Below are 26,984 nucleotides of genomic sequence, written 5' to 3' on the forward strand. Positions count from 1 at the left end.
ATGGATCATTTGTCTGTCGTCCTGGCGCGCCGCACGGATGCGGATGGCCGGGCCGCCGCGGGCGCCGCGCGCCCGGCGGCAGGCGGGCGCGAGCGTGGTCGCAGCGGTTACGACGACGATGCGGCTGCGAGCATACCATTTCCGGAAGCCTTGGGCCTCTTGCACTGCGCAAAAATGCCCCAGAAACACCAGAAACTTGTGCTTGCGCAGTCAATTATTGCGCAGGATTGTGGATGTCCGCGTGGATTCGTTCGATTGCGGCCAGCACGTCTTCCGGCAGCCGGACCTGCCAGGCATCGATGTCTTCCTGCAGCTGGGCCAGGCTCGTGGCGCCGATGATGGTGCTGGCGGCGAACCAGCGCGAGTAGCACCAGGCCAGCGCCAGCGTGGCCGGCGACAGGCCCGCCTCGCGCGCCAGCGACACATAGCGTGCCGATGCCGCCAGCGTCTCGGCGCGCATATAGCGCGGGCTCCAGTCGGCAGAGAAGCGGGTCAGGCGGCCTTGCGCCGCCTGGTTGAAGACCGGCGCGTCCGCGCTGCCCGACAGGTACTTGCCGGTGAGCTGGCCGAAGGCGAGCGGGCTGTAGACCAGCAGGCTGACCTCGCTGCGGTAGCAGGCTTCATCGAGGCCCTGCTCGAAGCTGCGGTTGACGAGGTTGTAGGGGTTCTGGATGGTGGCGACGCGCGGCAGGCCGTGCAGCTCGGCCTGCTTGACGAACTCGGCCACGCCCCAGGGCGTCTCGTTGGAGACGCCGACATAGCGGACCTTGCCCGCGCGCACCAGCTCGCCCATGGCCTCGAGCTGGGCCTGGATCGAGGCGCATTCCCGCTCGCGGCCCGGGTCGAAGCTCTTCTGGCCGAAGATGGGCGCGTTGCGGGCCGGCCAGTGGATCTGGTAGAGGTCGATGTAGTCGGTCTGCAGTCGCGCGAGCGAGCCTTCGACGGCCTCGCGGATGCTGGCCGGCGTCAGGTCGCCGCCGTTGCGGATCCAGGGCATGCGCGCGGGACCGGCCACCTTGGTGGCCAGCACCACGCGATCGCGCGCCTGGCGCTTGAGCCACTTGCCGATGATGCGCTCGGTTTCGCCGTAGGTCTCGGCGCGCGGCTTGACGGGGTACATCTCGGCCGCGTCGATGAAGTTGATGCCGCGCGAAAGCGCGTAGTCGAGCTGGCTGTGGCCTTCGGCCTCGGTGTTCTGCTCGCCGAAGGTCATGGTGCCCAGGCAGATGCGCGAAACCTGCAGGTCGCTGCGGCCGAGTCGGATGGTTTCCATGTCGCGTGTGTCCTTGTGCGTCGCCCCGTGAGGCGTGAAGGTCAGCCCGCCCGCCGGTCAGCGCCGGCAGCGGGCCGGTGGAATCAGCGGCGCAGCGCGGCGGCGCATTCGCCGACCAGGCTCGGGCCGCGGTAGATCAGTCCGCTGTAGAGCTGCACCAGCTGCGCGCCGGCATCGATCTTGGCGCGCGCCTCGGCGCCGCCGAAGATGCCGCCCACGCCGATGATGGGCAGCGCATCGCCCACCACCGCGCGCAGCGCCTTGACCACCGCCGTCGATGGCGCGAATACCGGCCGCCCCGACAGGCCGCCCGTTTCCTCGGCATGAGGCAGGCCCTTGACCGCCTCGCGCGAGATGGTGGTGTTGGTGGCGATCACGCCGTCGATGCGGTGACGCACCAGCGCGTCGCCGATATTGCCGATCTGGTCGGCGTCGAGATCCGGCGCAATCTTCAGCGTCAGCGGCACGTAGCGCTTGTGCTTGTCGGCCAGGCGCAGCTGCGCGTCCTTGAGCGAGGAGAGCAGGCCGTCCAGTTCGCTCGCACCCTGCAGCTGGCGCAGGTTCTTGGTGTTGGGCGAGGAGATGTTGACGGTGACGTAGCTGGCGTGCGGGTAGACCCGCTCCAGGCAGTACAGGTAGTCGTCGGCCGCGCGCTCGATCGGGGTGTCGGCGTTCTTGCCGATGTTCAGGCCCAGCACGCCGCCTTCGGCCTTCCAGCGCGAGGCCTGCACATTGGCGATGAAGGCGTCGACGCCGCCGTTGTTGAAGCCCATGCGGTTGATCAGTGCATCGGCCTGCGGCAGGCGGAACATGCGCGGGCGCGGGTTGCCGGGCTGGGCGCGCGGCGTCACCGTGCCGACCTCGATGAAGCCGAAGCCGAGCGCGGCCAGGCCGTCGATGTAGGCGCCGTCCTTGTCCAGACCGGCCGCCAGCCCGACGGGGTTGGGGAAGCGCACGCCCATCACGGTGCGCGGATCGTCGGCCACGCGGCCGCCGATGCAGCCGGCGAAGCCCAGGCGCTGGGCGCGGCGCAGATTGTTCAGCGTGAAGTGGTGGGCATCCTCCGCATCCATCGAGAAGAGGGCGGGGCGAAACAGGGGATAGAGCGCGTTGAGCACGTTGGCGAACGGGAGACTGGCGAACAGGGGAGGCAATGGCGGCGGCACCTTCACGGGTGCCGGCGGCACACCGGCGGCGAAGTGCCGCGGACAACGCGGCACGGACAAGGCGGCATTGTAGCGTTTCGGCGCGGCCCGGCGGCCGCCCCCCATGCCGGCCGTCCTCTGCGGGCGCCATGCCGCGGGCGCAGGGCGCCCGGCCTTGGCTCAGGCGCCGCTGGCGCCGCCCGCCGGCGTGTCGCCGGCTTCCGTCCCAGGTTCAGTCCCGGCCGCGGCCTGCCCGAAGGGCTGCCACTGGTTGCCCACCAGCACCTGCATCGGCTGGAAGCGCGCCTTATAGGCCATCTTGCGGCTTTGCTCGATCCAGTAACCCAGATAGAGGTGGGGCAGGCCGAGCTCGCGCGTCTGCCGGATCTGCCACAGGATGTTGTAGGTGCCGTAGCTGGCGTGGACCTGGAGCGGATCGTAGAACGTGTAGACGGAGGACAGGCCATCGTCCAGCACGTCGATCATGCTGACCATGCGCAGCCGGCCGGCCTCGGGGGACTCCGGCGGCTCGCGGAATTCCACCAGGCGCGAGTTGACCCGGCTTTGCAGCAGGAACTGCTCGTACTGGTCACGGCTGTCCTGGTCCATGCCGCCGCCCGCATGGCGCATCGACTGGTAAAGGAGGTAGAGCGCGTAGTGCTCCTCGACATAGGTCAGCGGTGCCACCAGCGCGCGCAGTCCGTGGTGGCGCTGCCAGGCGCGGCGCTGGCTGCGGTCGGGGGCGAATTCGTCGACCAGCACGCGGCACGGCGTGCAGGCCTGGCAGTCGTCGCAATAGGGGCGGTAAGTGAAGATGCCGCTGCGGCGGAAGCCGGCGCGTACCAGCCGCGAGTAGACGTCGGCATTGATCAGGTGCGCGGGAGTCGCCACCTGCGAGCGGGCCATGCGGCCGTCCAGGTAGCTGCAAGCGTAAGGCGCCGTGGCATAGAACTGCAGCGCGGAAAGGGGCAATTCCTTCAGCTTGCTCATGATTCGTCTGATGCGGGTCAGAGAGCCGGGCCAGGCACGGGATATGGCGCATCGGCCACGGCCGCCGCGCGCCGCCAGTTCAGGATTCCGGCTGCTGCGTCCAGCGCGCCAGCACCGACTTGTCGAAGTCCCAGGGCGCGATGGCCGGTAGCTGGGTGGCGCCGCGCACATGGGCGACGAACTCGGCGCGAGCAATGGGGCGTGCGCCGAGCGAAGCCAGATGGTCGGTTTCCTGCTGGCAGTCTATCATCGCCACGCCGTGGTTGCCGAGGAAGGCGCACAGGGCTGCCAGCGCGATCTTGGACGCATCGGCGCGGTGCGCGAACATGGACTCGCCGTAGAACATGCGCCCGATCGCCACGCCGTAGAGGCCGCCCACGCGCTGTCCGCGATACCAGGTCTCGACGCTGTGGGCCAGGCCCTGGCGGTGCAGCGCGCCATAGGCGGCGACGATGTCGGGCGTGATCCACGTACCCTGCTGGCCCTCGCGCCAGGTGTTGGCGCAGGCGTGCATCACGGCCAGGAAATCCTGGTCGACCCGGATCTGCCAGTCGGGCTCACGCTGCACCCGGCGCAGCGTCTTGCGGAAGGTGTTGGAAATCTTGAGGGCCTGCGGCACCAGTACCATACGCGGATCGGTGCTCCACCACAGCACCGGCTGGCCTTCCGAGTACCAGGGAAAGATGCCTTGCCGATAGGCCAGCAGCAGGCGCTGCGGCGACAACTCGCGGCTGGCCGCAAGCAGGCCGGGCGCATCGGTTCCCGGACCGAGCGCCCGCTCGAGCGGCGGGAAGGGGTCGTGCGGCTCCAGCCAGGCGATCATGCTGCGCAATGGCGCGCGGCGCCGGACGTGTCAGGGCGCCACCGTGGCCCGGCTGGCCAGCGGGCGCATGGGCTTGTCGATGTCCAGGCTGTGCACGCGGAAGCTGCCGTCGCGCAGCCGGCCGGCCGCGCGGTCGGCGTAGAAGCTGCGCAGTGTGTGGACCACGGTGGGGAAGGCAAGCTCGTCCCAGGGCACGTCGGCCTCGTCGACCAGCTTGACCTCCAGGCTTTCCTCGCCCGGGGCGATGTCGAGGTCTTCCAGCGTGGCCAGATAGAACAGGTGCACCTGATGCACATGCGGCACATTGAGGATGGAAAACAGCTCGCCGACCTGCACGCGCGCGCCGGCTTCCTCCAGCGTCTCGCGCGCCGCGCCCTGTGCGGTGGTCTCGCCGATCTCCATGAAACCGGCCGGCAGCGTCCAGAAGCCGTAGCGCGGCTCGATGGCGCGCTTGCACAGCAGCACCTTGTCTTCCCAGACCGGGATGGTGCCGACCACGTTGCGCGGGTTGATGTAGTGGATGGTGCCGCAGTTGTCGCACACATGGCGCGGACGGCTGTCGCCATCGGGTACGCGCAGCACGACCGCATGGCCGCAGTTCGAGCAGAATTTCATGAGGGGCGTCCGGGAGGAATGGCGAAAGTGTATCACCCCATTCGCGGGCGCCGTGCCCGGCTGGCGGGGTACGCATAGCGCATAGGGCTGCGCGATGGTGGCGCACAAAACAAAAAACGCCCGATTGGGCGTCTTCGTTTGATTCAGGCTTGCGCCTGTGACGGTAGTTGGTTGCGGGGGCAGGACTTGAACCTGCGACCTTCGGGTTATGAGCCCGACGAGCTGCCAACTGCTCCACCCCGCGTCCGTCGAAGAAAACAGTATAGGGCAATTGCTTGCGCATTGCAACAGGAAATTTCATTTTCCCCACTGCGCGGCGCAATGCCACTGCGCATATAGATTAGAGCGTCGGCGCCCGCCGAGGTTCGGGCCGCGTACGGGGCGCGTCTTTGTGCATTGCGGGGTGCCGTCAGGCGCCGACCAGGCGCAGTTGCGCGCGCAGTGCCTGCAGGGAGGCCTGCGGATCCTGGCCGCTGGTATCGATGGTGACATCGGCGCGCGCGTACAGCGGCGTGCGTGCCTGCAGGATGCGGCGCAGGTCGATCATGGCCTCGCTGTTGCCCTGCATCGGCCGCATGTCGCCCTGCGCCACCACTCTTGCCATGTGTTCTTCGGGCGAGGTGCGCACCCAGACGGTGTAGCAATGCGCCAGCAGCAGGTTGAAGGTGGCGGGCTCCGACACCAGGCTGCCGGGCGTGGCCAGTACCATGCGCTCGTTCTCGCGCAGCACGCGTTCCAGCGCGCGCATCTCGTAGCGGCGGTAGGCGGCCTGGCCGTACAGCGAATGGATCTCCGACAGGCTGGCGCCGGCTTCCTCCTCGATGGCGCGGTTCAATTCCACGAAGGGCACGCCAAGCGCTTGCGCCAGTCCGCGCCCCAGCGTGGACTTGCCGGCGCCGCGCAGGCCGATCAGGGCCACCCGGCGGTGGCGGGCGTCGCGCGAGTCGGCGGGGGCCAGCGCGTGCCGGCAGGCTTCGCGCACCCGCGCCAGCTCGTCGGCCGGCAATTGCGCCAGCCACTGCATGAGCTGGGTGAACTCGGCCGCGCGCGGGCCGCCCTGTTCGTCGACCTCGGCCAGCACCACGGGCAACGGGACATTGAGTGCTTGCGCCACCTGGCGCAGCAGCAGCACGGATGCATTGCCGGTGCCGGTCTCCAGGTTCGCGAGGTAGCGTTCGGAGACATCGGCGCCGCGGGCCAGATCCTTGCGCGACATGCCGCGCGCCGCGCGCAGTGAGCGGATGCGCTCGCCCAGGCGTGTCAGATAGGGGTCGCGTTCGCCCGCAGTGCGGGATTCGGTGGGAAGCAGGGTGGCGGGTTCACGGCGCATGGCGGGTAAGGCATTGTGTTCCTGGGCTGTAGGCATTATAAGCCGTGCCGGTGCTGCGTTATATTGCATTTGCGTGCTTGCTTAATCGTTGATATGCAATAAAATGCACTACCGAACAGAAGATCAATGGCTGCACAGGGAACAAGACCGCCAGCAAGCAGGGCGCGGCCAGCGGGCACGGTGTCGGCGGCGGTCGAAGAACCCCGCCACCGCAATCCGCAACCCCCAACCATGGAAGACAGGGCATGCAACAGGAGGAGTGGGCAGAGATTGCCTTTGATGGACGCCGTATCCGCATCGAGACGCAGTGGCTGCGGCCGGACCGCACGCAGCGGCCGCTGCTGGTGTTCCTGCATGAGGGGCTGGGCTCGGTCAGCCTATGGCGCGACTATCCGCGCATGCTGTGCGAGGCGGGCGATTTTCGCGGCCTGGTGATCTCGCGCTATGGCTACGGGCGCTCGACGCCGCGCCCGCATGCGGAGAAGTGGGGCGTGGACTTCATGCACCGGCAGGCGTGCGAGGCGCTGCCGGCGCTGTTCGAGGTGCTCGGCATCGGCCCTGGCCGCGCGCACGGGCGGCCCTGGCTGTTCGGGCACAGCGACGGCGCCTCCATCGCGCTTATCCATGCGGCCAGTTTCCCGCAGGCGGTGGAAGGCATCGTCGTAGCGGCGCCGCACATCATCGTGGAAGACCTGTCGGTACGCAGCATCGAGCAGACGCGCCACGCCTATCTCGAAACCGACCTGCGCAGCAAGCTGGCGCGCCACCATGACGACGTCGACTCCGCCTTCTGGGGGTGGAACGACATCTGGCTGAATCCGGAATTCCTCGGCTGGGACATCCGGCCGCTGCTGGGCGAACTGCGCTGCCCGGTGCTGGCGGTGCAGGGCGAGGACGATGAATACGGCACGATGGCGCAGATCGAGGGTATCCACCAGCATGCGCCGCAGACTGTCCTGCTTAAACTCCCGCGATGCGGCCACTCGCCCCACCGTGACCAGCCACAGAGGTTGACGGATGCTGTGGCCGCATTTATAAATTCACATACTTCAAGCCTAAAATAAATTCCGCGCCAGCCTGCGGCGGCGCCCGGCAGACGGGCACGCACGCCAGGCGGCGACGGCAGGGTTCGCCCGGGACAGCCGGGTATCAGGAGGAGACATCCATGCATCGCACGCCATTGCGCAGGCTCGTGCCCGCCTGCATTGCCGCATCCCTTGCCATCAGCGGGGGCGCCTTCGCCCAGGCCGGGCAGGGCGGCAAGATCAAGGTCGGCTTCATGCTGCCCTACACCGGCACCTATGCGGCGCTCGGTAATGCCATCGAGAACGGCTTCAAGATGTACGTGCAGGAGCAGGGCGGCAAGCTGGGCGGCCGCGAGATCGAATACTTCAAGGTCGACGACGAGTCCGACCCGGCCAAGGCGCCCGAGAATGCTTCCAAGCTGATCAAGCGCGACCAGGTCGACGTGGTGGTGGGCACGGTGCACTCCGGCGTGCAGATGGGCCTGGTCAAGGTGGCCAAGGAAAACAACACGCTGCTGATCATCCCCAATGCGGGCGTGGACGAAGCCACCGGCCCGCTGTGCGGCGCCAATATCTTCCGCTCTTCCTTTTCCAACTGGCAGCCCGGCTACGCGATGGGCCACGTGCTGGCCGAGCGCGGCCTCAAGAAGGTGGTCACGCTGACCTGGAAGTACGCGGCCGGCGAACAGTCGGTCAAGGGTTTCAAGGAAGCCTTCGAATCCAAGGGCGGCAAGGTGATCAAGGAGATGAGCCTGCCTTTCCCCAACGTCGAGTTCCAGGCGCTGATCACCGAGGTGGCCGCGCTTAAGCCCGATGCCGTCTTCGTCTTCTTCGCCGGCGGCGGCGCCGTCAAGTTCGTCAAGGACTGGGCGGCGGCGGGGCTCAAGGACAAGATCCCGCTCTATGCGTCGGGCTTCCTGACCGACGGCACGCTGGAGGCGCAGGGCGCTGCCGCACAGGGCCTGGAGACCACGCTGCACTATGCCGACGGGCTCGCCAACTCTCGCGACAAGGCCTTCCGGCTGGCCTATGCCAAGTCCTACAAGCTGCAGCCCGATGTCTACGCGGTGCAGGGCTATGACGCTGCGCAGATGCTGGCCGCCGGCACCGGCGCGGTCAAGGGTGACATGAGCCGCAAGGCCGAGCTGTACAAGGCCATCGAAGCCGCCCGCATCGACAGTCCGCGCGGCGCCTTCACGCTGTCCAAGGCGCACAACCCGGTACAGGACTTCTACCTGCGCAAGGTCGACGGCCGCGAGAACAAGGTCAGCAACGTCGCGGTCAAGGGCCTGGCCGACCCCGCGCGCGGCTGCCGCCTCTGACCTGCTGACGACGCCGCCAGGCTCGCCGTCCGCCCGCCTGCCGCGGCGGACGGTGCGGGCCTGGCCGTTTTCCTGAACCTGGCGAAATGCGCGGCGCATGGACATCGTTTCCTTTCTTATCCAATGCCTGAACAGCGTGCAGTACGGCCTGCTGCTGTTCCTGGTGGCGAGCGGCCTGACGCTGATCTTCGGCATCATGGGCGTGATCAACCTCGCGCACGGCAGCTTCTACATGCTGGGCGCCTACCTGGCCTTCACGCTGGCCAGCCTGACCGGCAGCCTGTTCGTCGCCATCCCGCTGGGCATCGTGCTGGCGGTGGCGTTCGGCTATGTGCTGGAGTGGCTGTTCTTCAGCTACCTCTATGAGCGCGACCACCTGCAGCAGGTGCTCATGACCTATGGGCTGATCCTGGTGTTCGAGGAGCTGCGCAGCATCCTGGCCGGCGACGATGTGCACGGTGTGCCGGTGCCGGCCATGCTCGACGGCGCGCTGCCGATCGGCAACGAGATGACCTACCCGGTGTACCGGCTCTTCATCTCGGCGGTGTGCCTGGCGGTGGCGGGGGCGATGTACCTCGTGATCCGGCGCACGCGGCTGGGCATGATGATCCGCGCGGGCGCGACCAATCGCGAGATGGTGCAGTCGCTCGGCATCAACATCACCCTGCTGTACCGCTTCGTGTTCGCGCTGGGCGTGGCGTTGGCGGTGCTGGCCGGCATGATCGCAGCGCCGGTGTCTTCGGTGTATCCGGGCATGGGTGCGCAGGTGCTGATCGTCTGCTTCGTGGTGGTCGTGATCGGCGGCATCGGCTCGGTCAAGGGCGCGCTGGTGGCGGCCCTGCTGCTGGGCTTCGTCGATACCTTCGGCAAGGTCTTCTGGCAGGACGCCGCAGGCGTGCTGATCTATCTGTTGATGGCGGTCATCCTGCTATGGAAGCCGCAGGGTTTGTTCAAGGCCGGCTGAGGCGCGGGGCCGCGGAACGGGACAGGGCGCGCGGCGGCGTGCCGCAGGCGAGGAGGCTTGGATGGGGGCAGGGATGGAGAGGGAAGGGCAGCAGGCGCGGCACGCGGGGCACACGCGGCTTACCGTGCTGGCCTGGTTCGTGGCGCTGGGCGCGCTGGCGGGGCTGCCGCTGCTGTTGGAGGGCGAGACCGGCAAGTTCTATATCGAGCTGCTGAGCAAGGTCATGGTGATGGCCATCTTCGCGCTGTCCCTGCAGTTGCTGATCGGCTACACCGGCCTGGTCAGCCTGGGCCATGCGGCGTACTTCGCGGCGGCGGCCTACGCTACCGCGCTGCTGGCGCCGCAGGCGGGGCCGGGCAACGGCTGGGTGCTGATGGCCGCGGCCATGGGCGCCGCGGGGCTGCTGGCGCTGCTGGTGGGCATGCTGGTGCTGCGCACGCGCGGCATCTACTTCATCATGGTCACGCTGGCCTTCGCCCAGATGGTCTACTTTGTCTTCCACGATACCAAGCTGGCGGGCGGCAGCGACGGTACCTATATCTACTTCCGGCCCGAGTTCGGCCTGCCGGGGGGCACGGTCCTTAATGTGGACGGCGCCCGGCCTTTCTACTGGCTCGTGCTGGCGGCGCTGGCGGTGACGCTGGGCCTGCTGGCGCAGGTGCTGCGCTCGCGTTTCGGCCACGCGCTGGTGGGCATCCGGCATAACGAGCAGCGCATGCGCGCGGCGGGCTTTGCCACCTATCGCTACCAGCTCGGCGCCTTCGTCGCCGGTGGCATGCTGGCGGGGCTGGCCGGCTACCTGTACGCCATCCAGTTCGGCTTCGTGAATCCGGAGATTGGCTCCTGGCACCAGTCCGGCAACGCGATGCTGATGGTGATCCTGGGTGGCGTCGGCAGCCTGGCGGGCGCGGTGCTCGGCGCCTTTTCCTTCGTGCTGCTGGCGGAGTTGTTCAGCGGCCTGACCAAGCACTGGCAACTGCTGATGGGCGGTTTCGTGATCCTGGCGGTGGCCCTGCTGCCGCGCGGCCTGGTCGGGCTGGCGGACGCGGCGGCCCGCCTGCGCCGCGGTGGCTGGCGCGGCGGCGAACATGGCGCAAAGGAGGTCGCATGAATGCGCCGGTGCTGCAGGCAGAACAATTGAGCCGGCGCTTCGGCGGGCTGACGGCCGTGGCCGGCGTCGACCTATCGCTGGCGCTGGGGCAGGTGCATGCGGTGATCGGCACCAATGGGGCCGGCAAGTCCACGCTGATCAATATGCTCTCCGGCGAGTTGGCGCCTTCCGGCGGCCGCCTGCGCTTGCAGGGCCAGGACGTCACCGGCTGGACCCAGCCAAGGCTGGCCCGGCATGGCGTGGGACGCAGTTACCAGCGCAACAACATCTTCCTGCCGCTGACCGTGCGCGAGAACTGCCGGCTGGCGGCGCAGGCGCGCGCGCAGCGGGCCTGGCGCCTGTGGGAAGGCGCGCAGGCCTGCCGCGTCAGCCGTGCGCTGGGCGACGAGGCGCTCGAGCGGGCCGGGCTGGCCGGCGTGGCCGGCCTTGCGGCCAGCGCGCTGTCGCACGGACAGAAGCGCCAGCTCGAGGTGGCGATGTGTCTGGCGACGCAGCCGCTGGTGTTGCTGCTTGACGAGCCGCTGGCCGGCATGGGGGCGGAAGAGTCGGCGCGCATGCTCGACTTGTTGCGCGGCTTGCGCGAAGGGCACGCCGTGCTGCTGGTGGAGCACGACATGGAGGCGGTGTTCGCCGTGGCGGACCGCATCACCGTGATGGTCAACGGCGCGGTGATCGCCTCGGATGCGCCGGCCGCGATCCGCACCAACCGTGAGGTGCAGCTGGCTTACCTGGGGGAAGACGAGATGGAGGCGGAACCGACCGGCGGCGCGGGCCTTGTGGCGATGGGCACCGGCTGCACGCGGGAGCGGGCGGCATGAGCGGGGAGGGTGGTCGGATGGGTGCGGTGCCCATGCTGCAGGCCAGCGAGCTGCATGCCTGGTATGGCAGCAGCCATGTGCTGCGCGGCGTGGCCTTTCACGTGGCCCCGGGAGAAACGGTCGGCCTGCTGGGACGCAACGGCATGGGCAAGAGCACCTTGCTGCGGACGCTGCTGGGCCATGTCCGCCAGCGGCGCGGCGAGATCCGCGTGGCGGGGCGGGATGCCTCGCGCGCCCGGCCGCATGAGGTGGCGCGCCTCGGCGTGGCCTACGTGCCGGAAGGGCGGGGCGTGTTTCCCAACCTGTCGGTACGCGAGAACCTGGTGATGGCGGCCGGCAAGGGCTGCACGGGACGCCATGACTGGGACGAGGCGCGCGTGCTCGACCTGTTCCCCCGGCTCAAGGAGCGGTTGTCGAACGGCGGCCATGAATTGTCCGGCGGCGAGCAGCAGATGCTGTCGATCGGCCGCGCGCTGATGACCAATCCGGAATGCCTGATCCTGGATGAAGCCACCGAAGGGCTGGCGCCGCGCATCGTGCGCGAGATCTGGCAGGTCATCGCCACCATCCGCGCCACCGGCATCGCCTGCGTGGTGGTCGACCGCAACTATCGTGCGGTGCTCGCGCATGCCGATCGCGCGGTGGTGCTGGAGAAGGGGCAGGTGGTGCTGGACGGCGCGGCCTCGGCGCTGGCGGCTGCGCCCGCCCGGCTCGACCGCTACCTGGGCGTTTGAGGGGCGGGGCGGCGCGCCCGCGCAGCGCATTCCGGGCGGGCGCTGGCGCGGCGTCGTGCCACTACATTCGTGCCACTACAATGTCGGTTTTCGCCGCCGCCATGTCATCCGCCCACTCCCGCCCTCCCGACTTGTCCGCCCCGTCCGCCTCCTCGGCCCTGCCAGCCGACGCGGTCGCGACCGAGCTGGTCGCGGTGCTGGTCGCGGTCAGCCATGGCCAGCCCCGCGTGCTGACGCGCAACCACATGCATGCCTTGCCGGCCGGCCCCTTCGAATCGTCGCACCGTTCGCTGCAGGCCGGCCTGCGTGCCTGGGTGGAGGCCCAGACCCATCATCCGCTGGGCTATGTCGAGCAGCTCTATACCTTTGCCGATGGGGACCGCGCCAACCGGCAGGGGCAGCGCGTCATCTCGGTCAGCTACCTGGGCCTCACGCGCGAAGCGGCCGATGCCGCCATCGATGGCGGCGGCTGGCAGGACTGGTACCGCTACTTTCCGTGGGAAGACTGGCGCGAGGGGTGTCCGGCGATGGTGGCCGCGCGCATCCTGCCGGCGCTGCGCCAGTGGAGCGAGCAGGCAGGCGATGCGGCGTCCAGGCGCCGCCGGCAGCAGCGCATCGATTTCACCTTCGGGCCGGACGATGCGTCCTGGAACGAAGAAATGGTGCTGCAGCGCTATGAGCTGCTGTTCGAGGCGGGCCTGGTTCCGGAGGCGGTGGCGGGCGCGGCGGCAGGCGCCGGCGTGGCGCTGCCGGGCGAGCCCATGTTGCATGACCATCGCCGCATCCTGGCGACGGCCATGGCGCGGCTGCGGGCCAAGATGCGCTATCGGCCGGTGGTGTTCGAGCTGATGCCGCCGACCTTCACGCTGCTGCAATTGCAGCAGGCCTTCGAGGCGGTCGCGGGGCGCTGCCTGCACAAGCAGAACTTCCGCCGCTTTATCGAGCAGCAGGCGCTGGTCGAGGACACCGGCCGCATGACGCAAGGCACGGCGGGGCGGCCTGCCAAGCTGTTCCAATTCCGTGGCGATGTCCTGCTGGAGCGCGCCATCGCCGGCAGCAAGCTGCCGCTGGCGCGGTAGTCGGGCGGGCGCGTCCGCTCGTGGCCGGATCATCCGGGCTTGACGGCTAATTATGCTCATTGCTAGCATAATTGACGGAGGAGGAGGACCCGGCGCAAACCGGCACCCTGCGGAAGCTTCGGGCAAGGTGGTGCGGTGAGGACGGGGCCAAGCCTTAGTTTATTTAGACAAATAATGCTCAAAATGAGTATAAATAATGCATTGCCGCGCCGCCCTGGCAGCGTGCAAACCGCCCTGCTCATGCTGGCCGTGTCTTGCCTGTCGGCACCGGCACCGTCCGCGGGCGCCGCGCCGCGTCCGGCCGCGCCATATCCGAGCCGGCCCATCGAACTGATCGTCACCTTTCCGCCCGGCGGAGGCACGGACCTGCTCGCGCGCAAGCTCGCCGCGCGGCTGGAGGGCGAGCTGGGCCAGCCGGTCGTGGTCGAGAACCGGGCGGGCGCCAGCGGCAATATCGGCGCGCAACTGGTGGCGCACGCCAGGCCTGATGGCTACACCTTGCTGATGGTCAACAGCAGCTATGCCATCAACCCGGGCGTTTACCGCAATGTCGGCTTTTCGCCGCAAGACGACCTGCGGGGCGTGATCAATATCGCCTATGTGCCCTCGGTGCTGGTGACGGCGGCGGCGTCGCCCTGGCAAAGCCTGCGCCAGGCGCTGGATGCCGGTGGCGGGCAGGGCGTGGCGTCACCCGCCTATGCTTCCTGCGGCAATGGCACGCCCCAGCAACTGGCCGGCGAGATGCTGGCCCGCCGCACCGGCGCAAGCTGGCTGCACGTGCCTTACCGCGGCTGCGGCCCCGCGCTGCAGGCCGTGCTGGGCGGCAATGTGGCACTGGGCGTGGTCACGGCTTCCAGCGCACAGCCTTTTATCCAGGCCGGCACGCTGCGCGCGCTGGCGGTGACCTCGCCGCAGCGCTCGCCCTTGCTGCCGGGCGTGCCGACGGTAGCGGAGCAGGGCGTGCCGGGCTATGCGCTCAATCAGTGGCATGGCGTGCTGGCGCCGGCCGCGACGCCGCCCGCCGTGATCCGCAAGCTCAATGCCGCCATCGCCGCCATTGTGCGGCGCCCCGACATGACGGCCGAGCTGCGTGCGCTGGGCTACGACACCACGACCAGCACACCGCAGGAATTCCAGTCGATGATCGATCGCGACATCGTGCGCTTTGGCGAATTGGCCCGCCAGATGCGCTTGAGCGTCGACTGAGCACGGCATTGCCTTTATGTATGATCTTTAATACATAGTGTCGCGGGGATGCAACGCGGGCCCGCCGCCCCGGCGCCCCGCCGCCGCGGCGCAAGGGCTTGACCGTATGGCGCTTCGCTCGCATGCTTGCCGAACCGGACGGCGCACCCGGTATCTCCCGCAGTGGCCGTAGTCGGGCTCTTCCACTAGAATGGCGCGCGTTTGTGCAATGCAATAGCGAACCGGAGCCGTGTCCGGCCTCTGGCCCGTCGCTCTGTTCAAGAGTCGGTCAACCAGACCCCTATCCATGACCACCCAATCCGCAACCAGCCACTATTACATCGAAAGTCCAAGCACGCGTGCCTTGGTGATCGGTGCGATCGGCGTCGTCTTCGGCGATATCGGCACCAGCCCCCTCTACTCGCTCAAGGAGTGCTTCAGCGCCGAGCACGGGATCCCGTTCAGCCAGGCCGCGGTACTGGGCATCATCTCGATGCTGTTCTGGGCGATGATCATCGTGGTCTCGCTCAAGTACGTGCTGTTCGTGATGCGGGCCGACAACGACGGCGAGGGTGGGGTGCTGGCGCTGATGGCGCTGGCGCTGCGCACTGCCACGCCGCGATCGAAGCGGGCCAAGATGCTGATGATGTTCGGCATCTTCGGCGCTTGCATGTTCTACGGCGACGCGGTGATCACGCCAGCCATCTCCGTGATGTCGGCGGTGGAGGGCCTGGAGATCGCCGCGCCCGGGCTGTCCCACTTTGTGATTCCCATCACGCTGGTGATTCTCTGCGCGCTCTTCCTGATCCAGCGCAGCGGTACCTCAACCGTCGGCAAGCTGTTCGGCCCGGTGATGCTGGTGTGGTTCGTCGCGCTGGGCGCGCTGGGCCTGCTGCATCTGGTCAACGCGCCGGCCATCCTGATGGCGGTCAGCCCGTACTACGCGGTCAACTTCCTGATGGAGCATTCGCTGCAGGCCTTCGTGGTGCTGGGCTCGGTCTTCCTGGTGCTGACGGGGGCCGAGGCGCTGTATGCCGACATGGGCCACTTCGGCGCGCGCCCGATCCGCTATGGCTGGTTCGCCGTGGTCATGCCCTGCCTGATGCTGAACTACTTCGGCCAGGGCGCGATGCTGCTGCAGAACCCGAGCGCCATCGAGAACCCCTTCTACCTGATGGTGCCGCAGATGCTGCAGCTGCCGATGGTGCTGCTGGCCACCTTGGCTACCGTGATCGCCTCGCAGGCGGTCATCTCCGGCGCCTTCTCGCTGACCAGCCAGGCCATCCAGCTCGGCTTCGTGCCGCGCATGCGCATCCGCTACACCTCGGCTGCGGAAATCGGCCAGATCTACCTGCCGGTGATCAACTGGATCCTGCTGGTGCTGGTGATCATCGTGGTGGTGTCCTTCAAGAAGTCCGATAACCTGGCCGCCGCCTACGGTATCGCCGTGACCACGACGATGGTGATCACCACCTTCCTGGCGGTGGTGGTGATGCGCAACGTCTGGAAGTGGAATCCGGTGCTGGTCATGCTGATCGGCCTGGGCTTCCTCATGGTGGACCTGGCCTTCTTCTCCGCCAACCTGCTCAAGGTGGCCGAAGGCGGATGGTTCCCGCTGCTGCTGGGCGGAACCGCCTTCTTCCTGCTGATGACCTGGTACAGCGGCCGCAAGCTGCTGCGCGCACGCAGCCTGGAAGACGGCATCCCGCTGGAGCCGTTCATTGCCGGCCTGCTGGCGCACCCGCCGCACCGCGTCGAAGGCACGGCGGTCTTCCTGACCGGCAACTCGGAGTACGTGCCGGTCTCGCTGCTGCACAACCTGAAGCACAACCGCGTGCTGCATGAGCGTGTGGTCTTCCTGACCTTCGTCACGCGCGACATTCCCTACGTGGACGACGACCAGCGCCTCGCCTGCAAGGACCTGGGCGGCGGCATCTACATCCTGCGCTCGGAGTACGGCTTCAAGGAAACGCCCGACGTGCAGAAGGTGCTGGACCTGGCGCAGCGCAAGCTCGGCATGGCCTTCGAGCTGATGGAAACCTCTTTCTTCATCGCGCGCGAATCGGTGATCCCGTCCAAGCTGCCGGGCATGTCGATGTGGCGCGAGAGCTTGTTCGCCTGGATGCATCAGAACGGCGCGAAGCCTTCGGACTTCTTCTCGATTCCGGCGAACCGGGTCGTGGAGTTGGGCACCAAGGTGGAAATCTAAGGCGGCCGGCGGCCGCCGGCCGGCAAGGGGGAGCGCCGCTCCCGCCGGACGCGGCCCCGCTTGCGAGCTCTGAGGAAAAACGCCCCCGCATTCCTGAGTTATGTGGTGTCGGTAGGCACTACTGCTAACCTCGAAAAAAGCCACCATTGACTTGCCTTGGTGGCTTTTTTTTCGCGATACCTATCTCGCGCAAATCCCGCTGGGCCGGTGGGCAGCGTGGCTGGCCGGCGCGCGGCGCGGCGAGCTGTTAGAAGAGGGATCGTGGCTCAAATAGCCGCAAATTGCCCACGCCAGAGCTGAGTGAGCGTGTCAGGTTTCCCCTCCAGCATTCCGCGAGCAACAGCGATGTGTGCCCTTCTTGCGGCGCGGCGCGCTGGAACTTGCCTCGTGCAGCGCGGTCATTGGCGCGCAGCCATTTGTCCTGTTCAGGGATGGCGTCGAGCATACGTTCACGGGGCTGCGCCCTGATCCCCTTGACCCTCGCCATCACGCGGTCACACCTTCTCTTTCGCAGGAGCTGAAAGGCTCCGCTGGGGCCAACGCCCGGCGATGTCACAAGATTGCCCGCGGCGCGGGCAGGATACGTGAACTGCCCACGCTTTCGCTGCGAATATCATTTTATCGTCACATTCGCCAAGTAGATTTTCATTCGAACATAAATCTTGAGCGAATGAACAAATGGGACTGAGCCGCCGACAACGAGACATCCTTGACTGCTTGCAGGGCGTCGACCGACTGAGCACGGAGCAACTGGCCGTCCGCTTCAACGTGAGCAGCCAGACGATCCGCCGCGACATCAACGATCTCGATGAACAAGGCCTGGTCAGGCGCGTGCACGGCGGGCTGAGCCTGCCGACAAACCAGCACAACAAGAGTTTCCTGCAAAGAAGCAATGTCCAGATCGAGCGCAAGCGCCGTATCGCGCAGGCGGCCGTCGGTCTCATGCAGGACGACGCGACGATCTTTCTTGGCTATGGCACGACGGTCGCGGAATTCGCGCGCGCCCTTCCTCCAGACCGGCCGCTACGCGTGGTGACGAACAACCTTGATGCCGTACGGGTATTGGCCGACAAACCTGGGATAGAGACCTGGGTGGCTGGCGGCAAGCTGCGACCAGCGGACCGCGATGTGATGGGCAGCACCACGCTCGACTTCCTGCGCAAGTTCCGCGCGCACTTCGCCATCTGCGGCGTAGGCGCCGTGAGTGCCGACGGCACGCTTTACGAATTCCAGCCGGACGAAGCGGAACTGTCGCAGGTCCTCCTCACGCATAGCCATCGCAGGCTGCTGCTTGCCGACAGTAGCAAGTTTCTGCGCGAGGCGCCTTGCAGGGTGGCGAGCCTCGAACAGGTCGACCACTTCTTCACCGATGCCGACGCCCCCGCCGAGCTGCAATCGCTATGCGAGCGCGCGGGCGTGGAAATGCATCTTTGCTGAGTGCCATGGCATGCCAGGCGCGATCGACGACTCGCGTCTCGGCATGCCCGACGTACCCCGACATAGCAGACGCAAACGCTCTCGCGACGCGTCGGTAATAAACCTCATGAAGCATACCGGAACAGTCTTTCCCTAGCAGCCGAGCCTGCTCCAGGTACGCCCCGCGGTTGTCGCAGTGCTCGCGCATTGCGACAGCTCGATTGACCACGATGCCCATCGCAACGATTCGTGCTCGGACTGCAAAGACCAATCTCATGACTAGACCGATCCCTACACACCAAGAATCAGGCCGATCCATGCTGGGCATTGGTGCGCTGTGCCTCGTGTTGTTGCTGGGCGGCTGCGGTGGCGGTGACAACGCGACGACGCCAACCACCCCGACCACCCCGGGCAACTCCGGAAACACCGGCGGCACTACGGCACAGGCCTGCACCACGGTGCACTGCGCGCCGGCGCCCTGACTAAGGCATGCCCAAGCTTGTCCAAGACACCCACAATCCTTCATCCGGTATGACCTTCAATCCTTCCAAGCGCAAGTTCCTGCGTTCCTCCCTTGGCACCGCTGCCGCTGTCGCAACGCTCTCCACCTTCCCTCCGAGCATCCGGCGCGCGCTAGCCATCGGAGCTAACAACGCCACCGGCACCATTCAGGACGTCAAGTACGTGGTGATGGTAATGCTGGAGAACCGCTCGTTCGACGGCTACTTCGGCACGCACAAGGGCATGCGTGGCTACGGGGACCGTTTCCCGGTTCCCTCCGCGAACACCCGCAATATCTTCTACCAGACCTACGGGGCCGGCACGCTCATCCCGTATCACCTCGACGGAACCGCGGGCAATGCACAGCGCGCCGGCGGCACGCCGCACACGTGGAACGATGCGCAGGCCGCCTGGGACCATGGTCGGATGGCGGCCTGGCCGAACGCGAAGACGCCACTCTCGATGGGCTACTACGACACGGCGGAAGTGCCATTCCAGCGCGCGCTCGCCGACGCCTTCACGGTGTGCGATGCCTATCACTGCGGAATGCACACCGGCACGATCGCCAACCGCCTGTTCTACTGGACCGGCACCAACGGCCCGAACGGGCTGGACCCAGCCACCAACACGCCCGTTGCAGTCGCTGCGCTGAACAATGAATTCAACGGCGGCAACGATATCGGCGCCTCCACCTTGGGATGGACGTGGACCACGTATGCCGACCGCCTGGAGCGTGCGGGCGTTAGCTGGAAGGTCTATCAAAGCCTGATCGACAACTACGGCTGCAATGAAATGATGGGCTTTCGCCATTGGCGCAAGGCCATCGAGCAGATGCCCTCCACGCGCCGACCCGTGTATGTTGCGACAACAAGTCTTGCGCAGTCGCCGACGGCCGCCGGTCCGGCCTACAACCCGGATATCGACGATGCGCTGAGCCCACTGGCTAAGGGCTTTGGCAACACGATGCCGGAAGGCCTGCTCGAGACGTTCCGCAACGATGTCCAGAACGGCACGCTGCCGTCAGTCTCCTGGATCATTCCTCCATCGCAATACAGCGAGCATCCAGGCCCCTCCAGCCCGGCGCAGGGCGCTTGGTACGTGCAACAGATTCTGGACGCCCTGACCGCGAATCCGGAGATCTGGAGCCAGACCGTGCTGCTGGTCAACTATGACGAGAACGACGGCTTCTTCGACCACCTTCCCCCGCCATGCGCACCCTCGCGCAATGCGGACGGCACGCTGGCCGGCGGCAGCACACTTTCGGACAGCGACATGGCACCGGAGTACCACACCTACACGCCTGCCACGAGCAACCAGCCCGCGATAGATGGCCGGCCGTACGGCCCGGGCCCGCGCGTGCCGATGTTGGTGATTTCTCCGTGGAGCCGCGGCGGCTTCGTCAACTCGCAGGTCTGCGATCACACGTCGACGTTGATGTTCCTCGAGAAGCGCTTTGGCGTCGTCGAGCCCCAGATCAGCAACTACCGCCGTACCGTCTGCGGCGACCTGACCTCGTGCTTCGACTTTGTGAACCCGAACGCCGCCCTGGTGCCGGCCTTGCCCGGCCGTACAAGCAAGGTTGGCGCGGACGCCCTGGCGATCGCGCAGAGTGCCAAGACCGCCATTCCCGTGCCTAGCGCCACGACCAGTTCTGCCTTGCCCGCCCAGGCGACCGGCACGCGGCCGTCGCGCGCGCTGCCCTACGAACTGCATACCACCATGCATCCGAACGCACAGGCGGGCGCGGTCACGCTGGAATTCGTCAACGCCAGCACCAGCGGCGTGGGCGCGCTGTTCCATGTCTACGACAAGTTGCACCTGGACCTCATCCCGCGCCGCTACCTGGTGGAAGCCAACAAGTCGCTGACCGGCAGCTGGACGCTGCCCGTCGCCGACAACGGCAAGTATCACCTCTGGGTACTCGGCCCCAATGGCTACCACCGCGAATTCGTCGGCGACCTGAACGAGACGACGGGCGCGGTGAATCCGGAAATCCAGGTCTGCTACCAACCGTGCGACAACGCTTCGGTGAGCGTCAAGCTACACAATCGGGGCAACCAGGCCTGCACCTTCACCGTCGCCGCGAACGCGTATCACGCCGACGGCCCGTGGACGACCACGGTGGCGCCGAACGCGGTGGGCGAACTGAGCTGGCCGGTCGCCGACAGCGGCAACTGGTACGACTTCAGCGTCGGCACCAGCGCATCGCCGACCTTCAAGCGCCGTTTCGCCGGCCGTATCGAAACTGGCAAGGACTCCGTCTCGGACCCGGCGATGGGCGCGGGCGCATAGCGATGATGCAAGGCCGGCGCACCGCCGACACCGTGGCGGGCCGGCCTTGCGGGACACGGCAGACCCCAAGGTCGCAACATCCTCCCAAATTAGGCACTCCACAACATGATCCTCAATTGCAACGCATTGCGGGCGGGCGGCAGTCCGCTACCGTCGGCCTCGGCGCGCGATAGCGCCTCCACCGTGCGCCAACGCCCGGAATACCGGCGCTGGCCGCTGGCCAGGCTCGCCAGCACCCTGGCCCTGGCCGGGCTGATGGGTGGCGCCCTGACCGGCTGCGGCAGCAGTGACGACAGGAACGTCTCCGCCGACACGCCGCAGCCCAGCACCGGCACCGACACCCCCACGTCGTCCACAACCTTGGCCAAGCGCACGCTGTTCGTCGACCTCGACGGTGTCACCTACGACGCCTTGCGCCAGGGCATCGCGTCGGGCCAACTGCCGAATCTCGCCAAGCTCCAGCCGCAGCTCGCCTACAGCGGCGGCGTTCTCAACGACGTCAGCCAGCAGCCCAACCTGGACGCGCCCGGATGGACGACCCTGTTGACGGGCACGTGGGCGAGCCGGCATCGCATCTTCGCGATCACGTCCGGCCAGAAGCCCGCCGTGCAGACCCTGTTCGGCAGGGTCAAGGCATCCAGCACAAACCTGACCGGGGCAACGGTCGCCTCGGCACCTCTGGCGACCCTGCTGAGTTCCGATCATGCCGCGGGCGCGCTGGACACGCTGGCCGACTGCTCCCAGGACGCCACCCCCGACGACTGCGTCACGCGCAACGCCGTCCAGATGATAGGCAAGGGCGACTACGCGACCATCGTGGCCCAGTACCATTCCGCCGAGGAGGTGGCGCTGAACGATGGCCTGGCCTCGTCCCAGTACGCGCAGAAGCTTGCGCAACTGGACGCGGCCGTCGGCACGCTGCTGTCGGAAACCGCAAAGAACCCGGATAGCAAGTGGCTGGTCGTCGTGGCCTCGAGCCACGGCCTGAACGCCAATGGTCGCGCCGACGGGCTGCCCCAGGTGCCGCAGTCGGCCGCGTTCATCGCCGTCAACCAGGAGGAAAACAATGGCCAGCGCGGATCGACCCCCGCGCTGCCGGCGACAGTCGCGGGACTGTACCAATATGCCAGCATCGCGGACGTGACCCCTACGATCCTGGCCTATCTGGACAAGACGCCGGCCAATCAGGACTACGCGATGGACGGCGGCCAGTTGATCGGCGCGCAACCCCCCGCGCTTGCAGTCCAGATTGCCGAGGACAACACGACGCGAGCCCGGCCCGTGCTGACGTGGAGCGCGCCCGCGAGCGCGGCCATCACTCTCATGCGCGACGGCACGGAAATCGCCAAGCTGCCCGCAGGCACGACCACGTATACCGATCCGCTCGCCGACCGGGCAGAACTGCAGACGGGCAAGTACCAGTTCAGCTATACCGTCATCGCGGGCACGGCGGCCCGCGCCGTGCTCACGCCCCAGATCTCCTACATCAAGGCGCAGCCCCCGGTCCCCCTCGCCACCACCTTGGTCAACGGGCTGACGGTCTACTACCCCTTCGGTGAAGATCCGCAACAGACGGCTCCTGTCGATGCGCTGGGGAACAGCACGATGGGGCCGTGGGCGGCCGATGCCAACGGCGGCGCCATGACCGCCGACCCGCTGGGCGGCCGTGGTCTGTTCATCGATACCTATATCGCGAACGCCGCCGGCTACGACGGTTACCGGCTGACGCCGCAGTCCTCTTCGCAGGACGTGGTGAACAGCGCAGTGGCCAGCGGTGGCGCCTTCACCATCGGCTTCTGGTACAAGGCCCCGGCGTGCAGCACCAACACAGTCGGCGAGCCCATCTTCAGCAACAAGACCGGCTACGCTACCAGCGGCGCCACCGCGGGCATCATCATCAGCATGTTCGGATGCGGCGCGGAGTTCAACGTCGCGGATGGCTCCCGCCGCACTGACACCAACAGCCCGTACATCCCGTTCAGCGAGAACCAGTGGGTGTACTTTGCCATGGTGGTCGACGTCGGCGCCAAGACCATGTCGGGCTATGTGTTCGATCCCGTCCTGGGCACCCAATCGCAGACCAAGGCGTTCGCCTCAGGAATGATTGTCACGGCCCTGGCCGGCGTGAACCAGTCGAGCGAGATCGGCTTCGGGTTGGGGGAGGATGGAACTGGCAAGTTCTACATGGCCAAGAACGGGCAGAAGGCCGGATCCTATAATCCCGCCCTCGCCACGACAGATAAGCCCATGCAAATGGCCTTCTCTGACCTGGGGATGTGGAATCGCGCCTTGACACAGGATGAGTTGAGTTCAATGTTCCTGTCGCAAAAGCCACTGTCCGGCTTGCTGAAGAAGTAGGCGGGATCTGGCGCACCCGAGCGGATCGGTATCTCCAAGCCCGTTCGACCGGGCCTTGGCCCGGCAGACCTCGCCGGAAGGCTGTAAGAAAACGCCCCCGCATGCCTAAGCATGCGGGGGCGTTTTGGCTTTCCCGGGTCCGGCAGGCGTGCGCCTGCCGTGGTGTCAGCGCTTGAGCTTGGCGAAGGCCGCGGCCATCGCGCCCGCCGGCTCCGCTTCGCGGCGGCCGCCGCCGGAGCCCTTGCCGCCGCTGCGCTGGCCGCCACGGTCACTGCGGTCGCCGCCGCCCGCGGGGCGCGAGGTCTGGCCGGGTTCATCGTCCAGCCGCATCGATAGGCCGATGCGGTTGCGCTTGACGTCCACTTCCATCACCTTGACCTTGACGATCTGGCCGGCCTTGACCACTTCATGCGCGTCCTTGACGAACTTGCTCGACAGCGCCGAGATGTGGACCAGACCGTCCTGGTGCACGCCGATATCGACGAAGGCGCCGAAGGCCGCCACGTTGGTGACCACGCCTTCGAGCACCATGCCGGGTTGCAGGTCCTTGACCTCTTCCACGCCTTCCTGGAAGGTGGCGGTCTTGAACTCGGGGCGGGGGTCGCGGCCGGGCTTTTCCAGTTCGGTCAGGATGTCGCGCACCGTCGGCAGGCCGAAGGTCTCGTCGGTGAACTGGGTCGGCGACAGGCCCCGCAGCGCCTCGCGGTTGCCCAGCACGGCGGACAGGTCCTTCTTGATATGGTCGAGGATGCGCTTGACCACCGGATAGGCTTCCGGGTGGACCGAGGAGCGGTCCAGCGGGTTGTCGCCGTTGGTGATGCGCAGGAAGCCGGCGGCCTGCTCGAAGGTCTTGTCGCCCAGGCGCGGCACCTTCTTCAGGGTATCGCGGTTGGCGAAGGCGCCGTTGGCGTCGCGGAAGTCGACGATATTGCGCGCCAGCACCGAGTTCAGGCCAGAGACACGCGCCAGCAGCGGGGCCGAGGCGGTGTTCACGTCCACGCCGACCGCGTTCACGCAGTCCTCGACCACGGCGTCCAGCGTCCGGGCCAGCTCGCGCTGGTTGACGTCGTGCTGGTACTGGCCCACGCCGATCGATTTCGGGTCGATCTTGACCAGTTCCGCCAGCGGATCCTGCAGGCGGCGCGCGATCGACACGGCGCCGCGCAGCGACACGTCGAGATCCGGGAATTCCTTGGCAGCCAGTTCCGAAGCGGAATAGACCGAGGCGCCGGCTTCGCTGACCACGATCTTGGTCAGCTTCAGGTCGGGCGCCTGGCGCATCAGGTCCTGCACCAGCTTGTCGGTTTCGCGGCTGGCGGTGCCGTTGCCGATGGAGACCAGGGCCACGCCATGCTGCTTGGCCAGGCGCGCCAGCGTGGCGAGCGAGCCGTTCCAGTCGCGGCGCGGCTCGTGCGGGTAGATGGTGGCGGTTTCCAGCAGCTTGCCGGTGGTGTCCACCACCGCCACCTTGCAGCCGGTGCGGATGCCGGGGTCGACACCCATCACGGCCTTGTGGCCGGCCGGCGCGGCCAGCAGCAGTTCATGCAGATTGCGGCCGAAGACCTTGATGGCTTCGCTTTCGGCGGTTTCGCGCAGCTGCGTCAGCAGTTCGGTCTCCAGGTGCGGCTGCACCTTGACGCGCCAGCACCAGCGGCACACGTCGCCCAGCCACTTGTCGGCGGGGCGGTTGCGGTTCTGGATGCCGAAATGGCCGGCGATCATGCCTTCGCAAGGGTGGGGCACCAGCGCGTCCTGTTCCTCGCCCAGCCCCAGCTTGACCATCAGCACGCCCGCATTGCGGCCGCGGAAGAGGGCCAGCGCGCGGTGCGAGGGCACGGTGCGGATCGCTTCGCTGTAGGCGTAGTAGTCGCGGAACTTCTCTTCTTCCGCGCCTTCCTTGCCTTCCATCACGGTGGAGCTGACGATGCCCTGGGTCCACAGGTGGTCGCGCAGCTTGCCCAGCAGCTCGGCGGTCTCGCCGAATTGTTCCGACAGGATGTCGCGGGCGCCGTCCAGCGCGGCCTTGACGTCCGGCACGCCGCCGTCGGCGGTGGGCTTGCCATTGACGAACTTGGCCGCCTCGGCCTGCGGGTCGAGCGTCGGATCGGCCAGCAGCGCCTGGGCCAGCGGCTCCAGCCCGCACTCGCGCGCGATCTGGGCCCGGGTGCGGCGCTTGGGCTTGTAGGGCAGATAGAGGTCTTCCAGTGCCTGCTTGGTCTGCGCTGCCTCGATGGCGGTGCGCAGCGCGTCGGTCAGCTTGCCCTGTTCCTCGATCGAGGCCAGGATGGCCAAGCGACGCTCTTCCATCTCACGCAGGTAGAGCAGCCGCTCTTCCAGCGTACGAAGTTGGGTGTCATCCAGGTTGTCGGTGACTTCCTTGCGGTAGCGGGCGATGAAGGGCACGGTGGCGCCTTCGTCCAGCAGCGCGACGGCCGCGGCCACCTGGCGGGGTTGCACCGAGAGCTCGGCCGCGATCAGCGACACGATCTTTTGTGAAACGTGGGCGGGCAGGTTGGACATCCGGAATACAGTCAGTCGAAAGCGGGGCATTTTGCCACAAGCCCGCGCCGCTGCCGCAGGTAGAGGGGCCAACGCCACTTGTGGGGCGACTCCTGGGGCGGATCCCGTGGCGGCGGGGGCGGCGCGCACCCCGTGTGCGCGTGCCGCGGGCACGCTCGCCGCGCTGCCGGCCCAGGCCGCCCGGATGCTAGAATCGCACCATGATCGACAAGCCACATCCGGCCACCATGCAGGCCAAGCAATCCGGCGTGCCACTTGCCCCGCCAGCCACCGTCGCAACGAGGGCCGGCGCGGCCTTGCGCAGGCGCGGCACGCGTGCGCCGAGGCTGCTGGGGGCGATGATGGCGGCCTGGCTGGCATTCGGCCTGTCCGGCGGCCAGGTCCGCGCCCAGACGCCGGTTGCGCCGGCGGCGGTCCCGGTCCCGGCATCGGCTGCCGAAGCGCCGCCGCGTGACTTCGACGCCGAGCGCAAGGCGATCAGCGACTCGCGCGCATGGACCAACTACCGGTTCTCCAAGGCCGAACACGACTGCTATTCCACTTTCTTCGTCAACCACTGCGTCAACAAGGCGAAGGACGCACAGCGCGAGGAACTGGAGGTGCTGCGCAAGCGCGATCTCGAGGTGAGCAGCGCCGAGCGTGCCTTCAAGGCAAAGCAGCGCGACGAGCGCCTTGCCCTGCAGCGCGCGCAGGAGGAGGCCGAGCGCCCGCAGCGCGAGGCCGACGAGCGGGCCAGCCGTGAGGCCTTCGAGAAGAAGCAGCAGGAGCAGCAGTTGCGCGATGCCGAGCGCCAGGGGCAAGCCCCGCAGCGCGCCGCCAATGCCCAGGCCTACGAGAAAAAGCAGTCGGACTTCGACGCCCGCATGAAGGAGGCGCAGCAGCACGGTGCCGAGAAGGCACAGCAGCACGCCGAGAACGCCAAGGCCTACGAGGCCAAGCAGCGCGACGCCGCGCAGCGGCAGAAGGAGCTCGAAGAGCGGCGCGCCAAGGCGAAGCAGCAGGGCCAGGCTTCGACGCCGCGCCCGTTCGGTTTCTGAGTGCCGGGTGCCGCGGAGGAGGGAGGGCGACCATGGATCTGAACCTGAATACCCTGCAGCGGCAGATCATCGAGCTGCAGATCGAGCACCGCGACCTGGATTTCCTGATCGACCGGATGGTGCAGGAGGCGGCGCATGACGAGTTGCAGCTGCGGCGCTTGAAGAAGCGCCGGCTCAAGCTCAAAGACGCCATCACACTACTCCAGTTGCAACTGGAGCCCGATGTACCTGCCTGAT

The 26,984-nt window shown here is 67.2% G+C and carries 22 protein-coding genes and 1 tRNA gene; 14 read left to right on the plus strand and 9 right to left on the minus strand.

What is annotated here, in order from left to right; translation table 11 throughout:
- Positions 1-214 precede the first annotated feature (214 nt).
- The 7 genes from AC1Z3O_RS06735 to AC1Z3O_RS06765 all read right to left on the minus strand — a co-directional run bounded on the left by AC1Z3O_RS06735 (position 215) and on the right by AC1Z3O_RS06765 (position 6,176).
- Positions 215-1,273, minus strand: a complete 1,059-nt coding sequence (locus tag AC1Z3O_RS06735) for an aldo/keto reductase (protein ID WP_483514585.1) — start codon at positions 1,271-1,273, stop codon at positions 215-217.
- Positions 1,274-1,356: 83 nt separating this feature from the next.
- Complete coding sequence (locus AC1Z3O_RS06740) at positions 1,357-2,391, minus strand: quinone-dependent dihydroorotate dehydrogenase (RefSeq protein WP_483517530.1); 1,035 nt, start codon at positions 2,389-2,391, stop codon at positions 1,357-1,359.
- Between the two features lie 207 nt (positions 2,392-2,598).
- Positions 2,599-3,408 (minus strand): arginyltransferase, encoded by an 810-nt coding sequence (locus AC1Z3O_RS06745; protein ID WP_483514587.1) that lies wholly within the window; start codon positions 3,406-3,408, stop codon positions 2,599-2,601.
- Positions 3,409-3,487: 79 nt separating this feature from the next.
- Positions 3,488-4,231 (minus strand): leucyl/phenylalanyl-tRNA--protein transferase, encoded by a 744-nt coding sequence (aat, locus tag AC1Z3O_RS06750; protein WP_483514589.1) that lies wholly within the window; start codon positions 4,229-4,231, stop codon positions 3,488-3,490.
- Between the two features lie 30 nt (positions 4,232-4,261).
- Positions 4,262-4,846 carry an NUDIX hydrolase gene (locus AC1Z3O_RS06755; protein WP_483514591.1) on the minus strand — a complete coding sequence of 195 codons (585 nt, stop codon included), beginning with the start codon at positions 4,844-4,846 and terminating at the stop codon, positions 4,262-4,264.
- Between the two features lie 168 nt (positions 4,847-5,014).
- A tRNA-Met gene (locus tag AC1Z3O_RS06760) sits at positions 5,015-5,090 on the minus strand.
- Between the two features lie 165 nt (positions 5,091-5,255).
- Positions 5,256-6,176: a helix-turn-helix transcriptional regulator gene (locus AC1Z3O_RS06765; protein ID WP_483517531.1), complete on the minus strand. Its 921-nt coding sequence runs from the start codon at positions 6,174-6,176 to the stop codon at positions 5,256-5,258.
- A gap of 245 nt (positions 6,177-6,421) precedes the next feature.
- On the opposite strand from AC1Z3O_RS06765, the gene AC1Z3O_RS06770 reads away from it, so the two are divergent.
- From AC1Z3O_RS06770 to AC1Z3O_RS06810, 9 genes are all read left to right on the plus strand, one after another.
- Positions 6,422-7,240, plus strand: coding sequence for an alpha/beta fold hydrolase (locus AC1Z3O_RS06770; protein WP_483514593.1), 819 nt, complete (start codon positions 6,422-6,424; stop codon positions 7,238-7,240).
- A gap of 101 nt (positions 7,241-7,341) precedes the next feature.
- On the plus strand, positions 7,342-8,523 hold the full coding sequence (locus tag AC1Z3O_RS06775; RefSeq protein WP_483514595.1) for an ABC transporter substrate-binding protein: 1,182 nt from the start codon (positions 7,342-7,344) through the stop codon (positions 8,521-8,523).
- A 97-nt stretch (positions 8,524-8,620) separates the two neighbouring features.
- Complete coding sequence (locus tag AC1Z3O_RS06780; protein ID WP_483514597.1) at positions 8,621-9,487, plus strand: branched-chain amino acid ABC transporter permease; 867 nt, start codon at positions 8,621-8,623, stop codon at positions 9,485-9,487.
- 73 nt (positions 9,488-9,560) lie between these two features.
- On the plus strand, positions 9,561-10,598 hold the full coding sequence (locus AC1Z3O_RS06785; protein WP_483517532.1) for a branched-chain amino acid ABC transporter permease: 1,038 nt from the start codon (positions 9,561-9,563) through the stop codon (positions 10,596-10,598).
- Positions 10,595-11,416: an ABC transporter ATP-binding protein gene (locus AC1Z3O_RS06790; protein WP_483514598.1), complete on the plus strand. Its 822-nt coding sequence runs from the start codon at positions 10,595-10,597 to the stop codon at positions 11,414-11,416. The genes AC1Z3O_RS06785 and AC1Z3O_RS06790 overlap by 4 nt, the downstream gene beginning before the upstream one ends.
- The gene (locus AC1Z3O_RS06795; RefSeq protein ID WP_483514599.1) at positions 11,413-12,150 is read left to right on the plus strand and encodes an ABC transporter ATP-binding protein; all 738 of its coding nucleotides are present in this window, start codon (positions 11,413-11,415) and stop codon (positions 12,148-12,150) included. Before AC1Z3O_RS06790 ends, AC1Z3O_RS06795 begins: the two co-directional genes overlap by 4 nt.
- Before the next feature lie 101 nt (positions 12,151-12,251).
- On the plus strand, positions 12,252-13,229 hold the full coding sequence (locus AC1Z3O_RS06800) for an NUDIX hydrolase (RefSeq protein WP_483514600.1): 978 nt from the start codon (positions 12,252-12,254) through the stop codon (positions 13,227-13,229).
- A gap of 240 nt (positions 13,230-13,469) precedes the next feature.
- Positions 13,470-14,435: a tripartite tricarboxylate transporter substrate binding protein gene (locus AC1Z3O_RS06805; protein ID WP_483517533.1), complete on the plus strand. Its 966-nt coding sequence runs from the start codon at positions 13,470-13,472 to the stop codon at positions 14,433-14,435.
- A gap of 286 nt (positions 14,436-14,721) precedes the next feature.
- Positions 14,722-16,623 (plus strand): potassium transporter Kup, encoded by a 1,902-nt coding sequence (locus AC1Z3O_RS06810; RefSeq protein ID WP_483514602.1) that lies wholly within the window; start codon positions 14,722-14,724, stop codon positions 16,621-16,623.
- Positions 16,624-16,870: 247 nt separating this feature from the next.
- Here the strand turns inward: AC1Z3O_RS06810 and AC1Z3O_RS06815 are convergent, their stop codons facing one another.
- Positions 16,871-17,068 carry a hypothetical protein gene (locus tag AC1Z3O_RS06815; RefSeq protein ID WP_483514604.1) on the minus strand — a complete coding sequence of 66 codons (198 nt, stop codon included), beginning with the start codon at positions 17,066-17,068 and terminating at the stop codon, positions 16,871-16,873.
- A gap of 233 nt (positions 17,069-17,301) precedes the next feature.
- On the opposite strand from AC1Z3O_RS06815, the gene AC1Z3O_RS06820 reads away from it, so the two are divergent.
- The 3 genes from AC1Z3O_RS06820 (at position 17,302) to AC1Z3O_RS06830 (ending at position 23,190) form a co-directional block, all read left to right on the plus strand.
- Complete coding sequence (locus AC1Z3O_RS06820; protein ID WP_483514606.1) at positions 17,302-18,060, plus strand: DeoR/GlpR family DNA-binding transcription regulator; 759 nt, start codon at positions 17,302-17,304, stop codon at positions 18,058-18,060.
- Positions 18,061-18,570: 510 nt separating this feature from the next.
- Positions 18,571-20,832, plus strand: a complete 2,262-nt coding sequence (locus AC1Z3O_RS06825) for a phosphocholine-specific phospholipase C (RefSeq protein ID WP_483514608.1) — start codon at positions 18,571-18,573, stop codon at positions 20,830-20,832.
- A gap of 126 nt (positions 20,833-20,958) precedes the next feature.
- Positions 20,959-23,190, plus strand: coding sequence for a hypothetical protein (locus AC1Z3O_RS06830; RefSeq protein ID WP_483514609.1), 2,232 nt, complete (start codon positions 20,959-20,961; stop codon positions 23,188-23,190).
- Between the two features lie 165 nt (positions 23,191-23,355).
- On the opposite strand, the gene AC1Z3O_RS06835 is transcribed toward AC1Z3O_RS06830, so the two are convergent.
- The gene (locus tag AC1Z3O_RS06835; RefSeq protein WP_483514611.1) at positions 23,356-25,710 is read right to left on the minus strand and encodes a Tex family protein; all 2,355 of its coding nucleotides are present in this window, start codon (positions 25,708-25,710) and stop codon (positions 23,356-23,358) included.
- Between the two features lie 200 nt (positions 25,711-25,910).
- Between AC1Z3O_RS06835 and AC1Z3O_RS06840 the strand changes: the two genes are divergently transcribed.
- Together AC1Z3O_RS06840 and AC1Z3O_RS06845 are read left to right on the plus strand one after the other, a co-directional pair.
- Positions 25,911-26,747: a hypothetical protein gene (locus AC1Z3O_RS06840; protein ID WP_483514613.1), complete on the plus strand. Its 837-nt coding sequence runs from the start codon at positions 25,911-25,913 to the stop codon at positions 26,745-26,747.
- Positions 26,748-26,779: 32 nt separating this feature from the next.
- Positions 26,780-26,983, plus strand: coding sequence for a DUF465 domain-containing protein (locus tag AC1Z3O_RS06845; protein ID WP_483514614.1), 204 nt, complete (start codon positions 26,780-26,782; stop codon positions 26,981-26,983).
- Position 26,984 lies beyond the last annotated feature (1 nt).

It is taken from the genome of Cupriavidus sp. 09_S30, from assembly GCF_056930435.1.